This window comes from Janthinobacterium sp. BCJ23, from assembly GCF_059617945.1.
Genome location: NZ_JCAQAW010000002.1, coordinates 1 through 19103, shown reverse-complemented (window position 1 = coordinate 19103; position 19103 = coordinate 1). Strand labels below are relative to the sequence as shown.

The 19103-nt window shown below is 59.1% G+C and carries 16 protein-coding genes and 1 pseudogene; 9 read left to right on the top strand and 8 right to left on the bottom strand.

Going from position 1 to position 19103, the window contains the following annotated elements; genetic code table 11:
• Nucleotides 1-10: 10 nt before the first annotated feature.
• Nucleotides 11-778, bottom strand: a complete 768-nt coding sequence (locus AC54AG_RS06110) for a PP2C family serine/threonine-protein phosphatase (RefSeq protein ID WP_496629729.1) — start codon at nucleotides 776-778, stop codon at nucleotides 11-13.
• A gap of 3 nt (nucleotides 779-781) precedes the next feature.
• Entirely contained in the window at nucleotides 782-1465 is a 684-nt protein-coding gene (locus AC54AG_RS06105; RefSeq protein WP_072453725.1) for a vWA domain-containing protein, read from the bottom strand.
• Nucleotides 1466-1742: 277 nt separating this feature from the next.
• On the opposite strand from AC54AG_RS06105, the gene AC54AG_RS06100 reads away from it, so the two are divergent.
• From AC54AG_RS06100 to AC54AG_RS06075, 6 genes are all read left to right on the top strand, one after another.
• Nucleotides 1743-2471, top strand: a complete 729-nt coding sequence (locus AC54AG_RS06100) for a helix-turn-helix transcriptional regulator (protein ID WP_496629728.1) — start codon at nucleotides 1743-1745, stop codon at nucleotides 2469-2471.
• 36 nt (nucleotides 2472-2507) lie between these two features.
• Nucleotides 2508-2660 carry a hypothetical protein gene (locus AC54AG_RS06095; protein ID WP_496629727.1) on the top strand — a complete coding sequence of 51 codons (153 nt, stop codon included), beginning with the start codon at nucleotides 2508-2510 and terminating at the stop codon, nucleotides 2658-2660.
• Entirely contained in the window at nucleotides 2657-3106 is a 450-nt protein-coding gene (locus AC54AG_RS06090) for a hypothetical protein (RefSeq protein ID WP_152546402.1), read from the top strand. Before AC54AG_RS06095 ends, AC54AG_RS06090 begins: the two co-directional genes overlap by 4 nt.
• Nucleotides 3107-3139: 33 nt before the next feature.
• Nucleotides 3140-3532: a hypothetical protein gene (locus AC54AG_RS06085; RefSeq protein WP_051990938.1), complete on the top strand. Its 393-nt coding sequence runs from the start codon at nucleotides 3140-3142 to the stop codon at nucleotides 3530-3532.
• A 159-nt stretch (nucleotides 3533-3691) separates the two neighbouring features.
• Nucleotides 3692-4135, top strand: a complete 444-nt coding sequence (locus AC54AG_RS06080; protein WP_496629726.1) for a hypothetical protein — start codon at nucleotides 3692-3694, stop codon at nucleotides 4133-4135.
• Nucleotides 4136-4230: 95 nt separating this feature from the next.
• The gene (locus AC54AG_RS06075; protein WP_496629725.1) at nucleotides 4231-4755 is read left to right on the top strand and encodes a hypothetical protein; all 525 of its coding nucleotides are present in this window, start codon (nucleotides 4231-4233) and stop codon (nucleotides 4753-4755) included.
• A gap of 32 nt (nucleotides 4756-4787) precedes the next feature.
• On the opposite strand, the gene AC54AG_RS06070 is transcribed toward AC54AG_RS06075, so the two are convergent.
• Entirely contained in the window at nucleotides 4788-5243 is a 456-nt protein-coding gene (locus tag AC54AG_RS06070; RefSeq protein WP_035818589.1) for a tellurite resistance TerB family protein, read from the bottom strand.
• Between the two features lie 365 nt (nucleotides 5244-5608).
• On the opposite strand from AC54AG_RS06070, the pseudogene AC54AG_RS06065 reads away from it, so the two are divergent.
• Nucleotides 5609-6454 (top strand): annotated as a pseudogene (locus AC54AG_RS06065) (lipid II flippase Amj family protein).
• Nucleotides 6455-6503: 49 nt separating this feature from the next.
• Complete coding sequence (locus AC54AG_RS06060; RefSeq protein WP_485883072.1) at nucleotides 6504-8225, top strand: P-loop ATPase, Sll1717 family; 1722 nt, start codon at nucleotides 6504-6506, stop codon at nucleotides 8223-8225.
• A 93-nt stretch (nucleotides 8226-8318) separates the two neighbouring features.
• On the opposite strand, the gene purL is transcribed toward AC54AG_RS06060, so the two are convergent.
• Together purL and AC54AG_RS06050 are read right to left on the bottom strand one after the other, a co-directional pair.
• Nucleotides 8319-12356 carry a phosphoribosylformylglycinamidine synthase gene (gene purL / locus AC54AG_RS06055; protein WP_496629724.1) on the bottom strand — a complete coding sequence of 1346 codons (4038 nt, stop codon included), beginning with the start codon at nucleotides 12354-12356 and terminating at the stop codon, nucleotides 8319-8321.
• Between the two features lie 193 nt (nucleotides 12357-12549).
• Nucleotides 12550-13614, bottom strand: a complete 1065-nt coding sequence (locus tag AC54AG_RS06050; RefSeq protein WP_496629723.1) for a GGDEF domain-containing protein — start codon at nucleotides 13612-13614, stop codon at nucleotides 12550-12552.
• Between the two features lie 348 nt (nucleotides 13615-13962).
• On the opposite strand from AC54AG_RS06050, the gene AC54AG_RS06045 reads away from it, so the two are divergent.
• On the top strand, nucleotides 13963-15588 hold the full coding sequence (locus AC54AG_RS06045) for a tetratricopeptide repeat-containing response regulator (protein ID WP_034748563.1): 1626 nt from the start codon (nucleotides 13963-13965) through the stop codon (nucleotides 15586-15588).
• Nucleotides 15589-15902: 314 nt separating this feature from the next.
• On the opposite strand, the gene AC54AG_RS06040 is transcribed toward AC54AG_RS06045, so the two are convergent.
• From AC54AG_RS06040 to AC54AG_RS06030, 3 genes are all read right to left on the bottom strand, one after another.
• A complete protein-coding gene (locus AC54AG_RS06040) occupies nucleotides 15903-16997 on the bottom strand; it encodes a S41 family peptidase (protein WP_496629722.1) in 1095 nt (364 codons plus the stop codon).
• Nucleotides 16998-17068: 71 nt separating this feature from the next.
• Complete coding sequence (locus tag AC54AG_RS06035; protein ID WP_496629721.1) at nucleotides 17069-17569, bottom strand: MarR family winged helix-turn-helix transcriptional regulator; 501 nt, start codon at nucleotides 17567-17569, stop codon at nucleotides 17069-17071.
• A gap of 169 nt (nucleotides 17570-17738) precedes the next feature.
• Entirely contained in the window at nucleotides 17739-18041 is a 303-nt protein-coding gene (locus AC54AG_RS06030) for an HNH endonuclease (protein ID WP_219330376.1), read from the bottom strand.
• Between the last annotated feature and the right edge of the window lie 1062 nt (nucleotides 18042-19103).

Genomic DNA, 19103 nt, shown 5'->3' with positions numbered 1-19103 from the left:
TGCTTCCGGCTCATGCGCGCAAAGCCAGCAGCAGGGTCTTGTCGTCGCCCGTGATCTGGTGCGTGCGCGGGTCGGCCAGGGTGGACGCCAGCGCCGTATTGCCCAGTTCGATGCTCTCGACCGTGCGCAGATAGCCTTGCACGGCATCCATGAACGGCGCGTACAAGGCCGCATTGTTCTTGCTCATGGCAAAGGGCATGCAACCATCCGACATCAGCACGACGCCGTGCACGGACTGGGGTATCGGCAGCAGGCGCAGCTGTTCGCGCCAGCGCTCGCCGCTGATAAAGTATGTTTCGTTCGCGTATTCGCCGTTCGCGGGCAGCGAGATCAGTTCGCCGCCATCGCCCAGTTGCGCCACGCCCAGGCCATCGCCCAGGTGGAAGAAGAAGCCGGTATCTTGCCCCATGACCACGCCGACAACTGTGGCAGCGTAATCGTCGAGAGTGGCGTTGGCGGCGCGAGCGATATCGTCCAGCGCGGCGCGGATCTGCGCCAGGGTGCCTGCCAACGCGCCGTCATGTAAATCCTGCACGGTGGCGCCCTGCTCCAGCCGTCCGGCCAGCGCCTGCACGGTTTGCGCGGAAACAAACTGTGCGCCCTGCTCGCTGAGCCTGGCCGAACCGGCGCCATCGCAGACGATGGCCACCAGGACGTCGCCCACGACGGCGTGCGCATGCGCATCCTGGCAAGGGATGTCTTTATCCAAATGCGCCTTGCCCGTGACGGAGGCGCCGAACGTGCGCCAGGAATCCTGTGTTGCTTGCACTGCTGCCATCGATCAGGTGCTCACGACAGACCAGCCGTCCGTCGAGGCCAGTTGCGCCTGCGCGCCGGGACGCGATTGCGACACCACCTGCATGCTGGCGCTCAGCCACAGGAACAGTTCGCGGAACTGCAAGCCCTTCAGCTGCTTCACGCCGCGTTCGCCACGACTGGAAAACTGCCCCAGGGAATCGATGTTCGCGTTGTCGCCCACGGCGATGGGGAAGATCGCCACTTTATTGGCCTGCTCGGCCGCGCGCGCCTGCTCGGCGCCGTGCTGCCAGCGGTCCGTCGGTTCGCCGTCCGACATCAAAAACAGCCACGGCCGCGTGTACGCCACGCCCGCCTGGCGGAAGCGCTGCTTTTCCTGCTCGATCTCGGCCAGCGCCAGCTCGACGGCCGCGCCGGTCGGCGTGGTGCCGTTCGCTTCAAGCCGGGGCGCCGTGAAATCCATAGCATCGCACCAGTTGCTGGCCACCACGGCTTCATCGTGGGCGCCATATTGAATCACGAGGATGCGCACGCGCTTGGCGGCGATCACGTCGGACTTGAGTTCCTGTTCCAGCAAGGCCAGACCTTCGTTCAGCAGGGCGACGGGCTCGCCATCCATGCTGCCGGAGCAGTCCAGCACGAGCACCAATGGCGTGCGTTGTTCGGTATTGTCGACCAGGGCGACGTCGGGAATCATTATTGAACTCATGGGCTATCGGTAAATGTGAAATCGGTCATAGTGCGAATCTTACATCATGGACGTGTTTTGCCCGTGCAAGTTTCCTACAGAACACTATCCCACCATATTATTGCAAACCATTGCAGCACTGATGTCTTTGTACTATCTTGATAGTTGCCCAGGCCAGATGGCGGCGGCCAGCCCCTCCTCACAAAGGCGGGGCTGGCCGCTGCGCAACACCGCCCTTACCCAGTTCCGCACCTGCACGCCTGCGGCACGCTGATCTAATCAGGCTATGGGGGCAAGCATGGGCACAGGTAGCGCGGATGTGGGCAAACTGATTGCCGCCTTGTACGAGACGGCTTGCGACACGGACGACTGGCCGCAGCTCGACAGCGCAGCCCTGAACAGCCGGCAATGGCAGGAACTTTTGCCGCATCTGCAACGGGCCCTGTGCTTGCAGCAGCGCCTCCGCGAGGCACAACTGGCCAGCCGCTGCGCGCTGGCGGCGCTCGACGCCATGGGCGCTGCCGTGCTTGTGCTCGACGCGGGCCTCGGGCTGCGCTTCGCCACGCCCGCCGGCCACGCCCTGCATGCGGCGCAGCTGGCACACGGCGTACCGCCGGCCCTCGTGCGTGCCGTGCACCTCGTCATCGCCAGCGCCGGCGGCGCGCCGCAATGCCAGTCGCTGCGCCTGGCGCGCAAGCAGCAAACGCCGCTGGCCCTGACCGTCACCCTGCTCGCCGCCTGCCAACCGCCATGCGCACTGCTGATTGCGCGCGATCCCACACAGGCGAGCACCTCCGTCCCCGCCTTGCGCCAGCTGTTCGACTTGACGCAAGCCGAAGCGCTGGTGGGCAAGGAACTGGCGCAAGGGGCCACCATCGAGGAAATCGCCGCGCGCAGCGGCATCAGCGTCAATACCGTCAAGACGCATCTGCACCACACCTATCTGAAAACGGACACACGGCGCCAGGGCGAGCTGATCGCGCTGATCCATGGCGCAACGGCGCACCTGGCCGTGCTCGACGCATGAGGCTGTCTCATCCGATCGGATGATGTACAGGACAACTTGCCTGCCTACACTGGCAAGACCGGTCGCCCGCTCCTTGCCAGTGTCACCACGGCGCGTGCGGACAACCGCTTCGGTTTCCCTGGTATCGACAACCATATCGCCGCGCCGGCAGCGGACGGCACCAAAGTTCAAGGATGGGTAAAAAAATGAAAACATGGATAGTGGCCGGCACCCTGGGCGTCTGCGCCCTGCTGGCAAATGCGCAATCGCTTCCCGACAGCCAGACCGTCGTCATTCCAGGCGGACGCCTGCAGGCGATCGAACTACCGGCACAAAAACATTTCATGACTGCAGAAAGGTTTGCCCCGTTCCGCGGCGGCTATGAGCTGGCGAACGGGCAAGTGCTCTACCTGCGCAATGCAAGCAGCATCGGCGCCATCATGTATGCGCGCATCGACAACCAGGAAGAACACCGTATCGTCGCCACCGACAACAACAGCTTCGTGGCGCTGGACCGGCAGCTGGCCATGCGCATCGACTTGCGCGACGATGGCAGCGTGGGCGGCGAAGTACTGATGCTGGTGCCGGCCGAAAAACTGGCCAGCGGCGACATCGTGCCGGCCCACGTGCAAAGCATGGGCCTGGCATCTCGCTAAGGCAGCAAGTCCCCTTCAGCATGGGTGGCAGCCATGAGCAGACAATATTCTGTCCAACAACAAAACGCGCAGACCCTGGCCGCCATCAAACAGACGGCGGCCTGGTGGCGCGCCCGCCCCCTGCCCGACGCCCTGTGCCAGTACGCGGCCAGCCATGGCGTGGCGCTGAGCGCGGCCCTTATGCTCGACCTGCGGCTGGCCTACCCCGGCATGCCCGCCGTGTACGGCAAGCTGCTGAGTGCCGACGGCCACTTCATCCACTTCGAAATGGATCTCGACGATGCCTTGTGCCCGCTGCCCGGCAGCGTGGCCTGGGACGACATCAGCGCCAGATATGACTTGGCCGCACACAAACACGGCACTGGCGTGGGATACGGCGAGCTATGCAAGAAGGTGCTGCAAGAAATGAATCACGCTGCGCGCTAGTGCATAAACCACCGCCATGCGATGGCCTACCACGCAAAATATCAAGGCCGTCTCCACCGAATGAACGATGCGCAGCGCCAAACCTGTGCCTAGACTGGTTCCTGCCCCATGCCCGCCCGCATCACGCGCCAGAGGCCATCAACCAACGAGGACAACACCATGAAAACCATCATCCTGGGCACACTGCTGTGCCTCGCCGCCGCCAGCACGGCAGCCACCGCGCAAACCCTGCCTCCCGAACACACCGTCACCGTGCCGGGCAACACGCTGCGCATTGATGTGCCCGAACATCCGCGCTACATGATGCGCCGGGATTTCAAGAAATTCGTCGGCGTCTATGATCTGTCGAATGGCGACACCCTGGAACTGCGCCTCGCCGGCGCTGAAAAGTATGCGCGTATCGGCAAACAGGAAGAGCACCGCATCGTCGCCACCGACCGCAACGCCTTCGTCGCGCTGGACCGCCAGATGAAGGTGCGCATCAACCACAACGATGACGGCAGCGTCGATGGCGAACTGGTGATGGTGGTGCCGTCGCAGAAGGTATCGAGCGGCGGCATCGTGCCTTCCCACGTGCAAAACATCGGCCTGGCGTCGCGTTGAGGTGGCGCACAGGCGCGGCAGGCACAGGCGCTGCCATCGCGTGCTATCATCGCCGCCAAATTCCTTAAACGAATGGCAACGGCCCATGGAGCGCAATGCAGACACCTCGCAGTAATCCGATATTCACCGTGCTGCGCGGCGGCCTGCGCCTGCTGGCCTGGCCCTTGCTGGCCCTGGTCAGCGCCGCGTGCACCAGCACCACGCGCCATCCTTCCAGCGAGCCCACGCAAGTCGTCCTGCGCTTTACCTATGACGACGGCAAGCCGATGCGGCATGACAATTACGTGGCCAATGCGCGCCAGCAAACGTATATCAAGCACTGCAGCAAAATAGGCAGCACCACTGTCTGCGACATCGGCTCGGATCCCCTCTTCATGGGCGGCGACGCGCCGCTGGACGCCAACGGCGAAGTGCGCGTCACCCTGCACTCGACCGGCCCCATTGGCAACAATCCGAACCAACACTGCATCAAGGGCAAAAGCTACGTCTTTGATTCCGGCGACTGGAGACGCGGTCCGTTTCACCATGGCCAGGTGATCGAGATCCGCTACAGGATCAGCGAAGTGCAAATGGCGTGCCCCTGGTCGTCGGGCACGCCGCCGTGGTGGGACAAGAGTTAAGTCTGGCCAGCCGTGGCCGGCTGGCTTAAAAGTTACTGCAGCTCGAACTCGCCTGGATTCAAGCCCAGTTCGCGCGCGATCTTGCTGGCCACGCGCTGCTCATTGGCGTCGAAATTGCCGTCCGACGAAGCGACAGCGATAATCATGCGCACCAGCAGGCGCGACGCCTCCACATTCGACTTCATCTTGCCCAGCGCTTGGTAGGCCTTGGCTTCGCCGATATCCTTGTCGAACTCCAGCTGACCGACATAGTCCTGGAAAGCCTTGATCACGTCCGTGGTGGTAAACACCGACAGAGCGTCATTGCTTTCAATAAACTTCACCATTTTCTGCTTCTCTTCCGCACTGACGCTGCCGTCCGCCATGGCGATCAGGGCCGAACCCGCCATCGCGGCGTTCAGGAAATCCTTGTTCTTGTACTTCAGCGCTTCGGTTTTCAGTTCGCTGGCTTTGGTCTTCAGTTTGGACAGAAAGGAATCGAAACTCATGGTGTACCTCCGGGTTGTTGGGTCATGTCGAGCGGCAAGTCCTGCCGCCACCCAGGATAGTTGAGGGTGCAAGCTTGAAATACAAGCAAGGAAACCAGTCAAACGCTCACTGGCGGCATTTATCTCACCCACAGGCAAAGGCCGGGGTCAGTCACTTCGTGATCGTAATGTCCCCCATTGGGGGACATTACCCCTGTAGGGTCTGACCCCAGTTTCTGCATTGGGGTGAAAATACAGCCAATGCCACATTACCGCCCATAAAACACCACAAAAGCTAGATCACGTGATAATTAACTTATTTGCAGTTGAAAAATAAATAATTCCATGGCAGGATGGAATTACATTTTCCATACTGCAAGGTTGCGATGGACAAGCAATTGCTGTTGATTTGCGCGCTGACGTTCATCATCCACATCATCGGCACCCTCGCCTCCCGAGCGCATCGCCGGCATCCGCACGCGGCGCATCGCCGTCTCGCTAGCCCTGTTCAGCATCCTGATGCTACTCTCGCGCACCTCGAACTCTTTCCTGGGCCCCTTCCTTGCCAAGCGCGTCGAAACGGGCATAGACCAGCATGTTGCCGCCAGCACGCTATTGGTAGATTTCCGCTGGCTACTGTTCTCCGCCAGCCTGGCAACCATCCTCTGCGCGATCCTGATCCCCACCTTCCAGCACGTCTTCTGCCGCGCCGTCGACCACTTTCAAGTACATCGTTTCATGCCCAAACTGCTGCTGCACGCCGTCTTCAAGGGCGGCTTGTCCTACCTCAAGACCTCCGCCAGCCTGCCAAAGCCCGCCAACGTCACAAGCCTGCGCAAACAATCAGGCGTCTCCGTCTCCATGACGGCCATGAACGTCATCGCCACGGCCCGGTGGACGGTGGGCGTCTTCGCCGCACTGTACGCAGGCGTGCTGGACCCAGCGTGCGCGTCACCTCCAGCACGCTTTCATCGATCATCAACGGCGGCGCCACCATCATGATGGCCATCTTCATCGACCCGCACATGTCGGGCATGACGGATGACGTCATCGAGGGAAAGATCGAAGAATCGCAGTTCCGGCGCGCGGTGGTGTGGCTGGTGGGGAGCAGATTGACAGGGACGCTGCTTGCGCAGTTTTTGCTGGTGCCGTCGGCGGTGATGATTGTGGGGGGGCGAAAGGATTGTAATTACAAAAACATATCAGGAAGGGAAAAACACCCACAACACTAACTTAAATACAAAATTTCAGAAAATCATCTAGAAAACAAGGCGAATAAAAATGAACTGGGAAAAGATTGCGAATCTAAAAGAACCTTACAACGATGCCATAAATTATCGAGGCAGACAATATAAGGAATTCTTCCAGAGGATATTTCTTACCACAGAAGAATTAGAACGAGTACTCCATCCTCAAGTTTATTTTTTAATGGGAGAGAAAGGCGCTGGGAAAACTGCATACGCAGTTTATCTAGAAAATAATGAAACAAAAAACCACAAATGCAAACTAACAACAATGACGGAGACGCAATATAAAAGGTTTATTGCGATGAAACGTCAAGGAAAACTCTCATTTAGCGATTATTCCAACATATGGAGATCAATGCTACTCTTTATAACTGGGCGAATGTTAGTCGAAAAATCAAAGACACCTTTACACTTCGTCACAGGAAAATTTTCAAAAATTGAAAAGGAAATTCAAAAGTGGTCAAAAAATGCATTGAATCCAGAAGTTGAAAGCGCGTTTGAAGTACTCAACTCTGAAATATTAAGTGCAAAGATAAAAAATGAACAGATTGGCGAAGCCGGCGGCGAACAGAAGAAAGAAAGTTCAGAAAAAACCTCCACCTTTAGACACCACTTAATGGAAACAGAAGCATCTTTAAAAGAGGCAATTTCCTCTTTAAAACTTGATAATGGACATATACTTTTCATAGATGGCATAGACTACAGACCAGAAACGGTGCCCTATTTAGAATATATAGAGTGTATCAAAGGCTTAGGAGAGGCCGTATGGCAGTTAAACACAGAATTCTTTAACAATATTAGAGATTCAAAAGGTCGAATAAAAGTCGTTCTTCTAGTGCGCCCAGATGTCTTTCATGCCTTAAATCTGTACAATTCAAACTCCAGACTTCAAGACAACTGTGTTTTCCTCGATTGGTCTACAACAGAACGAGAGTATGCGTCATCAAAATTATTTGAAGTTAGTGGAAAATATTTTTCATCTCAACAAAATTTTACGACAACACCATCTGACGCTTGGGATCAATACTATATATCAAAAGGAAATTCCGGCCATACCTTTAAACACCTACTTAAAAATTCATTTCATAAACCGCGAGATATTTTAACATTCGTAAAGATAACACAAAAATATTGCCTAAAAGGAAGAAATAAAAATGCGACACAATTCCCTGCAGGGATTGCAAATGAACCTGCGATCACTAGAGAGTTCTCCGATTATCTGTTAGGGGAAATAAAGAATTACTCTGCCTTCTACATGGCTCAAGACGATTTCAATAAATATTTAAAATTCTTCCAGTATTTAAATGGAAAAAGCAAATTTTCCATGACTGAATTTAATTCTGCATTTAAACTTTTTAAAGCATGGGCAGACGGTGAATCTTTTAGCGCCACGCTATACCTTCGCGATTCAGACTCTTTACTCCAGCTTCTTTATGACATTAATGTCGTAGGATACAGTGAAAATGTAGAAGGTGGTGGCGGCACATTTTTTCACTGGTCTTATAGGGAGCGTTCCGCAAATAACATTGCACCAAAAGTAAAAACAACTGGATTACTGATATTAAATCCAGGAATTGCAAAAGCACTAGATATTGGGAAGATTATGGTTGATGCGCAAGGCACTCCGTCTGGGCCTAGATCACTACATGCAGCCCATCGCAAAAACAATAGAAGATACAAAGGGAAGAAAAATATATCCCCTTCAAATGTTAAAACACAAAACAACAAGAGCACGAACAAAGTCACAGCATCTTGACAAAAAAAAGCCGCTGTCTCCCGACAGCGGCTCTCTCATTCCTACCCCAGCAGCAGCGCCTTGAACTCCAGCGCTACCCGGTAAGCTAACTGATTACCCCACAAACTTCCGCGCATTCCTGAACATGCGCATCCATGGCGAATCCTCGCCCCATGCTTCAGGGTGGTAGGACTGCTGCACAGAACGGAACACGCGCTCCGCATGCGGCATCAGCACGGTGAAGCGGCCGTCTGGCGTGGTCACGGAGGTGATGCCTTCCGGCGAGCCGTTCGGGTTGTACGGGTAGGCTTCCGTGGCGGCGCCCTTGTTGTCGACGAAGCGCATGGCTTTGGTGACCTGGGTGATGTCGTCCGTTTGCGAGAAGTCGGCGTAGCCTTCGCCGTGGGCGATGGCGATGCCGGCTTGGGTGCCGGCCATGCCGTTGAAGAAGATCGATGGGGAATCCATCACTTCTACCATGGCAAAGCGGCCTTCGAATTTCTCCGACTTGTTGCGCGTGAACTTGGGCCAGGCGTGGGCGCCAGGGATGATGGATTTCAGATTGCTCATCATCTGGCAGCCGTTGCAGATACCCAGGCCGAAGCTGTCCGTGCGGTTGAAGAAGCGCGCGAACTGTTCCGCCAGGCTGGCGTTGAACAGAATCGTTTTCGCCCAGCCTTCGCCGGCGCCCAGCACGTCGCCGTACGAGAAGCCGCCCACGGCGATGACGCCCTGGAAGTCGTCCAGTTTCACGCGGCCCGCGATCAGGTCGCTCATGTGCACGTCGACAGCGGTAAAACCTGCCTGGTGCATCACGTAGGCCGTCTCGATATGCGAGTTGACACCCTGCTCGCGCAGGATGGCGACACGCGGGCGCACGCCGGTGGCGATGAATGGCGCGGCGATGTTCTCGTTCTGGTCGAAGGTAACGATCGGCGACATGCCCGGGTCCTGCACGTCCAGCAGGCGGTCGTATTCGGCGTCCGCGCAGGCCGGATTGTCGCGCAGGCGGGCGATGCGCCAGCTCGTTTCGCTCCACAGGCGGTGCAGTTCGGCGCGCGGCTGGGTGTAAATCAGCTTGGCGTCGCGCGTGAATTCGATCACGTCGCGGTCGTTCAATTTACCGATGATATGGCTGCAGGCGCCCAGGTTGAAGGTGCGCAGCACGTCCATGACGAGCGATTTTTCTTCCGCGCGCACCTGGATCACGGCGCCCAGCTCTTCGCTGAACAAGGCGCGCAGGGTCAGTTCGTTGCGGCGTTCCGCTACCTGGCCGGCCCAGTTCTTGGCGTCGCCCCAGTCGCTCGAATGCTCGCCTTCCATGGTCAGCATGTCGAGGTTGACGGACATGCCCGTGTGGCCGGCGAAGGCCATTTCCGTCAGGGTCGCGTACAGGCCGCCGTCCGAACGGTCATGGTAGGCCAGCAGCTTGTCGTCGCTGTTCAATTTCTGGATGGCGGCGAAGAAGCCTTTCAGGTCTTCCGCGCTGTCCACGTCCGGCGTGGAATTACCCAGCTGGCCCATGACTTGCGCCAAGGCAGATGCACCGAGGCGGTTCTTGCCGCGACCGAGGTCGATCAGGATCAGCGACGTGTCGCCCTTGTCCGTTTTCAGTTGCGGCGTGAGCGACTTGCGCACGTCCGTCACTGGCGCGAACGAGGAAACGATCAGCGACACCGGCGACGTGACGGATTTCGCCGCGCCCGTGCTGTCGTCTTTCCACGTCGTGCGCATCGACAGCGAATCCTTGCCGACCGGGATGCTGATGCCCAGCGCCGGGCACAGTTCCATGCCGACGGCTTTGACCGTGTCGTACAGGGCCGCGTCCTGGCCAGGCTGGCCGCAGGCGGCCATCCAGTTGGCGGACAATTTGATGTCGGAGATGTCGCTGATCGCTGCGGCGGCGATGTTGGTGACTGCTTCGCCCACGGCCATGCGGCCCGAGGCGGCGGCGTCGATGACGGCCAGCGGCGTGCGTTCGCCCATGGCCATCGCTTCGCCCAGGTAGCCTTCAAAGCTCATGGTGGTGACGGCGCAATCGGCCACCGGCACTTGCCATGGTCCCACCATCTGGTCGCGCACGGTCATACCGCCCACGCTGCGGTCGCCGATGGTGATCAGGAAGGATTTGTCGGCCACGGTCGGCAGCAGCAGCACTTTTTGCGCCACGTCCTTCAAGTCCATACCCGTCAGGTCGATTGCAGGGAAATCGTTGGCCACGTGGACCACGTCGCGCTGCATCTTCGGCGGCTTGCCCAGCAAGACGTCCATCGGCATGTCGACCGGCTCGTTACCGAGTTCCGGGTCGATCAGTTTCAGTTGACGCTCTTCGGTGGCCACGCCCACGGCGGCGAACAAACAGCGTTCGCGTTCGCACATGGCTTTAAATAATGGCAGGCTTTCCGGCGCGATGGCGAGAACGTAGCGTTCCTGCGATTCATTGCTCCAGATTTCCTTCGGCGCCATGCCCGATTCTTCGAGCGGCACTTTGCGCAGATCGAAAATCGCGCCGCGCTTGGCGTCGTTGGTGATTTCCGGGAACGCGTTCGACAAGCCGCCCGCCCCCACGTCGTGGATCGAGATGATCGGATTGTCAAGCCCCATTTGCCAGCAGGCGTTGATGACTTCCTGGGCGCGGCGTTCCATTTCAGGATTGCCGCGCTGGACGGAATCGAAGTCCAGGTCGGCCGTGTTGCTGCCGGTGGTCATCGACGAGGCGGCGCTGCCACCCATGCCGATGCGCATGCCCGGGCCACCCAGCTGCACCAGCAGGCTGCCGACGGGGATGTCGTTCTTGTGCGTGTGCTGTGCCGAGATATTGCCGATGCCGCCAGCGATCATGATCGGCTTGTGGTAGCCGAACACGGCGTCTTTATCTGTACCGACGTTCTGTTCATACGTGCGGAAGTAGCCGCCCAATACGGGACGGCCGAATTCGTTCGAGAACGCGGCGCCGCCCAATGGGCCTTCGATCATGATTTGCAGCGGCGAAGCGATGCGCTCCGGTTTGCCGTATTGGTCCGCGTCCGCGCGGCCAACCAGCGGCGCCGTCACGGAAGCTGCCGTTTCCCAGCTGCGCACGGCGTCCGGCAGCGACAGGTTCGAGACGGTGAAACCGGTCAGGCCAGCTTTTGGCTTGGCGCCGCGGCCCGTCGCGCCTTCGTCGCGGATCTCGCCGCCCGCGCCCGTGGAGGCGCCAGGGAACGGGGAAATCGCCGTCGGGTGGTTATGCGTTTCCACCTTCATCAGGGTGTGCGTCAGTTCCGTCGACGCCGCGTATTCGTGCTTGTCACCGCGCGGGTAGAAGCGCGATACGGTCGCACCTTCCATGATCGAGGAATTGTCGCTGTAGGCGACGACGGTGCCCTTCGGCTGCAGTTCATGCGTATTCTTGATCATGCCGAACAGGGACTTCGGTTGCGCCACGCCGTCGATGGTCCAGTCGGCGTTGAAGATCTTGTGGCGGCAATGCTCGCTGTTCGCCTGCGCGAACATCATCAGTTCCACGTCGGTCGGGTTGCGGCCGGCCTTGGTGAAGGCGGCGTCCAGGTAGTCGATTTCGTCTTCCGACATCGCCAGGCCCAGTTCCGTGTTCGCCGTTTCCAGCGCGACCTTGCCCTGCCCCAGCAAATCGATCGATTCGAGCGGGCGCGCTTCCAGGGTGCGGAACAGGTCCTTGGCGTCGTCGGCGCTGCGCAGCACGGATTCCGTCATGCGGTCGTGCAGCAGGTCGGCCACGGCTTGTACCTGCTCGTCCGTCAATTTGCCGGCGCCGATGGCGCTGCCCAGGATGCCCGATTTCAGGTTGATGCGGAAAGCGATGCCGCGTTCGACGCGCTTGATGTGCGCCATGCCGCAGTTGTGCGCGATGTCGGTGGCTTTCGAAGCCCACGGCGAGATCGTGCCGAAACGGGGGATGACGAAGAATTCTTCGGCAGCGCCTTCCGTATTGTCAGCCTGGGCCGGCTCGCCGTACGTCAGCAAGGCGCCAAGGCGCGTGCTGTCGTCGTTGGTGAGAGGCGCGCTGGCATCGATGAAATGGACATAGCGTGCTTGTACGGCAACAATCGCAGGCGAGACGGCTTGCAGTTGGCTTAACAGACGGTGGCTACGGAAATGGGACAGGGCATTGGAACCCGGCAGTATCAACATGATTGGAAGGTGGTTGATGCAGCGTGGCTGCGGGTTAAAGGTAGGTATGACAATATCTTTCGTACGGCAAATTTCCTTTGCGCGCATTATACCCGTTTTACCCCTGCCTTATGACCGGAACTTGGCCCTTTGCCACCGTTTTGCCCCGCACAGCGGCAGTTTTTGACATGGCAACAACACCCTCAGCCGGTCATCAGGCGATCACATAGCGGTTCTTGCCTTGCCGCTTGGCCAGGTACAGGGCCTCGTCGGCCAGCCGGTAGCTGTGGCCCAGCTCCTTGTTCCGGTCCAGCTCGGCCACGCCCACGCTGATCGACACGAACTGGGCGGCCAGGAAAGCCTGGCTGACGGCTTCGACCAGGGAGCCTGCAAAGGCGCGCGCGTCATCCCGGTCGCCCGCGTAGACGATGCCGAATTCCTCGCCGCCCAGGCGGCCGCACAGATGGCCTTGCGCCTTGTCCGCGATGACGGCGGCCGTGCGCACGAGCACCGCGTCGCCCGCATCGTGGCCCTGCTGGTCGTTGATGATCTTGAAATTGTCGATGTCGATCATCAGGAAATGCAGCATGCCGCCATGGCTTGCGCCATGCATCTGCTGGGCGCGCTGCGTGAACATGCGGCGGTTGTTCAAACCCGTCAGGCTGTCCTGGAAGGCCAGCCGCGTCAACTCCACCTTGGAGTGATAGTTACGCAAGCGCAATAAACTGAAGCTGACATTCAGTGCCAGCCCGAACAGCACGCTGACGGCGATCATCAAGGGCGCCCAGGATTGGTCGGGCAAGCCCGCGTTGACGGGATACAGGCCATGGCCCACGTTCCACCAAACGCCGGCCACCACGGCCAGGTAGCTGAGACCGCCATTGAAAATGGAGGCGATGGCCAGGGTCATGAAGACGCCCACCGGCAAGACCCAGAAGCTGGCGTGATGCACGGCGTCGGCCATGGTGCGCAAGCCGAAAGTCAGGGCCAGCACGGCGCAGGCGCCGGTAATCGTCAGCACGGGCAAGGTGGTGCAGCGGTAGCGCACGACCAGGCTGATCAGCATGCCCAGCAGCGCCAGCACGGCATGCGTGAGGTTCGGATGGTAGGTAGGCGGCATCAGCAGCCACGTCAAGCTGAAGGCGATGATGCCCAGCACTTGCGTGACCATGCCGACCCGGTGCAATTCCGCAAAATAGGTATGCTGCTGTTCGCTGTTGCCGCCAAATGCGAGGGGAACGGCAACGCGGCGCAGGGAAGAAAGATCAGGAACACGCATACGGGTATCGACACCAGAAAGAAGAAAAGCGCCCGGTACAGCCTTGCGCATGCCTGGCCGCAAGGTTGTGCGGCATCCAACATTAGTTGTAATTAGGATACTATCATGCTAGTCAACTATGTGCTGGAATTTGCGGCACCGGCACTGGCGCACAGCACAACGGCACCATGAAATACAACGCTGCGCGCCACCGGATGCACCTTGCACCCTGCCCCGCACCCGATTGCACGCATTTTGCTGGCAGTGCCGGCCAGCTTTGCAGTATGCTGATAAAAAACAATACTGCCAGGCCGAGACATATAAGAAGAGTTCCCGCAAATGACCGAACAGATGAACGAGAGCTGAACAATGCCAGAAACTAGCGACTTATCTGTCCTGATCGTCGACCCGAACCCCAGCATGCGGGGCAACCTGCACAATATGCTGAACCAGGCGGCCATCACCAAGGTGGAATATGCCGTCAATGCCGGCACGGCCATCCGCTTGCTGACGAAGAAACCGTTCGACATCATCCTGTGCGAATACGATCTTGGCAGCGGCACCGACGGCCAGGACGGCCAGCAATTGCTGGAAGACTTGCGCCACCATAAGCTGATCGGCCTGTGGACGATCTTCATCATGCTGACCTCGGAAGCCATCCACAGCAAGGTAATCAGCGCGGCCGAGCTGACCCCGTCCGACTACATATTGAAACCGTTCACCGTCGACGTGCTGAGCGGACGCATCGCGCGCGCCATCGAGCGGCGCGCCATTTTCCTGCCCACGTATCAGCTGATCGACAAGGGCGACTTGCGTGAAGCCGTGAAAAGCTGCCGCGCGGCCGAACTGCAGCACCCGCGCCTGGCGGCCGATTTCGCCCGCCTGCGCGCCGAGCTGCACATCGCCCTGGACGAATGGAAGGAAGCGGAACAGCTGTACGCCGACATGCTGGCCACGCGCCCCATGGCCTGGGCCCACCTGGGATTGGCGCGCACCCTGTTCGAACAGCAGCGCCATGAGGAAGCGCAGGACGCGCTGCTGGAACTGGTGGAGGTCTATCCCCGCTTCATGGCCGCCTACGACCTGCTGGCGCAAAACCATGAAGCCATGGGCCAGCAACTGCAGGCGAAGAAAATCCTCGAGGACGCGGTGGCCATCTCGCCGCACATGGTGCGCCGCTTGCGACACCTGGGCGGCATCGCCTTCGACACGGGCGACATCGGCGCGGCCGAACGGGCCTACAAGCAGGTGGTGACGAAAGCCAAATACTCGGAATTCCGCGATCCGGAAGACCACGTCAACCTGGTGAAAACGCTGGTCAAGAAAGGCGATGCACCGCAGGCGAGCGGCGTGCTGCGCGACATGGAGCGCTCCTTGCGCGGCGGCGCCAACGTGGAAGCGTGCCGCGCCATCTCGGCCGCCATGCTGCATGAATTGTCGGGCAACGACATCGCCGCCGCCACCGAACTGCAGCTTGCCGCCGCCGCGCTGGATACGGCGCGCGGCCTGTCGACGCAGCTGAAGGTGGGCCTCGTACAGAGCTGCCTGAAAAACAACCTGGAACAGGCGGCGTCCGACGTCATGATGAAACTCGTCAACGAAGCCGACAGCGACGTGACGATGGAAGCGGCCGTCGATGTCTTTGAAAAGGCGGGCCGCCACGACCTGGCGCAAGGCATGGGCCAGCAGATCACGAACCAGGTGCAGGAACTGATGCAGGATGCGGCCAGCAAATCGGAAAGCGGAGAGCTCAAGGGAGCCGTATTCGTGCTGCGCCAGGCCTTGCGCAAGACTCCAGGCAACCTGCCCGTGCTGTTCGCCTCCGTCGACGCCATCCTGCGCCAGCTCAACATGCTGGGCTGGGAAGCCCCGCTTGCCGAACAGGCGCAGCACCAGATGCAGGTGATCCGCAAGATCGACCCCAAGCATCCGAAACTCGAGTCGCTCAAGCAGCAGTACGAGGCGACGCAGCACAAGTATGGTATTGCGACTTGAGCTCAGGGACGCACTGCAAACCTGCGGCGCAGCCCACTCTCGGGTCGGCGTTGCTCGCCGTACTAAAGTACGGCTGCGCTACTCAACCCGACATTGGGCTTGCTCGCGACGGTTTTCAGAGGCGTCGTGGCGTGCGTTGACGTCAAAAACACACAGCCCATTTCCGATCATTCACGTAGGTCGGACACGTAGGTCGGATTAGCGAAGCGTAATCCGACACCATTGTTGGCTCAGTAGTGTCGGATTACGCGGCGTGCCGCCGCTAATCCGACCTACGCCCCCACGCCGCCACAAGCTTGATCAGCTCCGCGATATCAACGCTCGCCCCTGAGCGTGTAGACCGGCTTATCGGACTCCCCCTTCTCCGCCATCGCCAGCACGCGCTGCAGTTCCTTGCGCTCGTTGCCCTCCTTGGCCGATGACACCAGGTTGCGCAGGATGGCGACATGCGCCGTCTGCAGCGCCTGTGCCGCCGGCACGGCGATGTCCGGTTTCACGCCGACGTGCTCCCAGTTGGTTTTGGTGACGGCATTGGTCGTGCGCGCGGTCGGAATCGCGACAATGATGTCCTGCCCTACGTTGTACCAGCTCACGGGATTGGAGCCGCCGCCGGTGGTTTCTCCGACCACCGTCCCCCGTTTCTGCGCCTGGATGCCATAGGAGAAATCCTCCCCGCCGGAAAACGTGCGGGCCGAGGTCAGCACGTACACGGGCTTGTCGTAACGCTGTGCGACCGTCTTCACGGTCCAGAACTGCCGCGTCGTACCGGTCGGGCGATCGTACATGTCGATCAGGTGACGCTCGTCGCCGAACGGGAAGAAATGACTCATCAGGTAAGCCACGCTGGCCGGGCTGCCGCCGCCGTTGCGGCGCAGGTCGAGGATCAGCGCATCCGTCCCCGCCATCAGCGACATCGCCGCCGTGTACGCCGCGGCGACGAATTCCGGTCCGCCGAAGCCGCGCAGCTCGATGTAGCCGACGTTGCCGGGAAGGCGTTCGATCTTCTCGATGTCATAGCCGCGCCGCGCGGTCTGGTCGCGCCATTCGTCAATCTTGGCGCGACTGGGCAGTTCATCGGCACCGCTGCGCTCACGAAGACCTTCGTAAAACGCGGCGCCGAAATGCAAGTCACCGCTCAATTCCCGCAAGTCCTTCGCCAGCGCCGCACTGAACGCCTTCACGCTGGCGGCGGTCGCATAGCCTCCTTCGGCATTTTTCCTGGTAATCGCAATGCCGACCCGTTCGGCCACCGCTGGCTCGATGTAATTCGCGTTCATTTTCACTGCCAGTGTCTGCACGATCGCCGTGCGATCGGCCGCGTTCAACGCGGTGTCCTCCGCCGCAAAGGCGTGCAACGACAACAACGTGCCCAATACGATTGCTGCGGCAAGCTTCTTTCTACCTGACATACATTCCTCCAAGTTGGACTACGAAACGTTTGATCGTTGTGTGAAAAGTGTGCGTGGCTGCATCATTCAGGTTACTCGCCAGGTGTTGTCGTCGCTGCGTCAGAGCGGGCATCCAGGCGCAGCCTGCCATCGCGGATGCGCGCGCCGAAGGAGCGCGTCTCGAGTACGGCGATCGCTTGTGCGAGGCAGTCGGACAAGGGAAACGCCAGCTCCGCATCGAGGCTGTCGGCCGCAGATTTGGTCGCCTGCCAGCACAACCGCAGGCGCGGCAGCAGCGCTGCGCCAGCGGCGCTGAGGCGCACCACGCGCTGCCTGCCGTCTTCGCCGCCGGCGGCCACCGTCAACAGGCCTTTCTTCACCATCAAAGCCACTGTCTGGGTCGCGGCGGGCTGCGTGAGGCCGCCCAGGGCCGCCAGCTCCCCAATGGTCGCGCTCGGCTGCTCGGCCAGCACCCGCATCACCGGCGTGTAGCGGGGCCGGTAATCGAGCCCCGCTTCCACGTAGGCCTGCTCGACCGCGCCGTCGAGCAGTTCGATGAGATGTCTTAATTGCGTGCCCAGTCCAGGTTTCATGCAACCATCGTAGCACTATTTATATAAGAGCTTATATAAATATTTGAAAACTATTGAAGCGGCCCACCATCCAACCAAGGTGGCCTCAGCGAAGCGCCTGCTTGTGCACGTTATAAGTTAGCGACGATTGGTACTTGGCAATGGGTTCGCTGCTACTGCAGCGCCTGCATCAGCGCGGGAGTTTATACCGTACCAGCAGCGTGGCTCCCTTGCCGCCAGGTGGCGTCAGCAGTATCTCGTCACCCGGCTGCATCTCTTCATACATCACCGTGCAACAGGTCGGCATCGAGTGGCCGCGCGCCGGATAAACGCCAACCTCGGTGTGCAGGTTCGCAGCGCGTACGTCCACGCTGGACTTGCCGGCCTTTGCTTCGTCTTGCAGCAGCTTGCGCAGTACGGTGACAAAGTCCCCTTTGCTGAGCCTGACAGGTGCCTGGTTTGCTTGCGGGCGAGTGGTTGCGTCGTTTTTCATGGCAGTTTCTTTCAGTAAATAAATTTTCGCCACTATAACATTCGCTCCTGGCGCAACACGACCAAGGGGCACAGCGAGGCCATCACATCCGACCGAGGCAACCGCGGCAGAGTGCCTGCGATGGAGCTGCCATCATGATCGGCGCGACATGGCATCTGGCGTCTGGTCAAAGCAGAAGCTACGCTGGCCGCTTACGTGCTCTAAGTGATGAGGCGACCAGCCATTTTTGGGTAAAGTGCTGCATCCAGCGAATTGACCCGCCGGTTTGAATTGCCAACGGCAGTAGCCAACAGCAGGCATTGCAAACGTTAACATCTTGTGCGGTTCAAGGCACCTAGAGGAAAATCATGGCAGGAAAATTTTTGAGCCGAGGCGCGCTAGTCCACCTTATCAAGAGTCAGGAACGAACTAATGCTATTCAAAAGCGCGATGGATTAACCCAGCACCCGGTGCGAACAACTGTGTGTGGCTGCCCTGACCCTGATTGCGGTGGCTGGCATACCATACTGACCGAGAAAAACGTGCCGACCGAAGACGAATGCAGGTCGATTTTGCAACGTGAAAAGACCAAAAGAAAGGGCTAGTTGCGTGTGGCCGAATCGGGCCAAGAGCGGAAGTTCACAACGTTATTGAAGTGCAGTTTAAGGTTGCCCTATGATTAGTAAAGAAAGCGCTCCTGCAGCATGGGCCACACTGATGTACGAACTTGAAGATGCGCAAGAGCACTTGACTACGCTCATATCGGAGATGAGTAGCCAGGAGGACTACGGTGAGGTAAATCTTCGCATTGACCTCGGCCATGTGTTTACGCACTTGAACAGGGCTTGGCATCTGCGTGACTTGACGGAAGACCTCGATCAAGAGCAGTGGCAGCGAGCCAGCCAATTTCCCAAGGACTTAGACCCGGTATAGTTCATGGACGATGGGCTGGATTCGGCCTATTGTGTTGAAAAACTATTGGTCAAGACCTGTCACAATGCAATAAATGTACAGGAAAATTGTACGCAGTGGCGGTGTTCGGCTCGCTTAGCTCATCACTAGTGTCGCCTTCTGTTTTGGCGG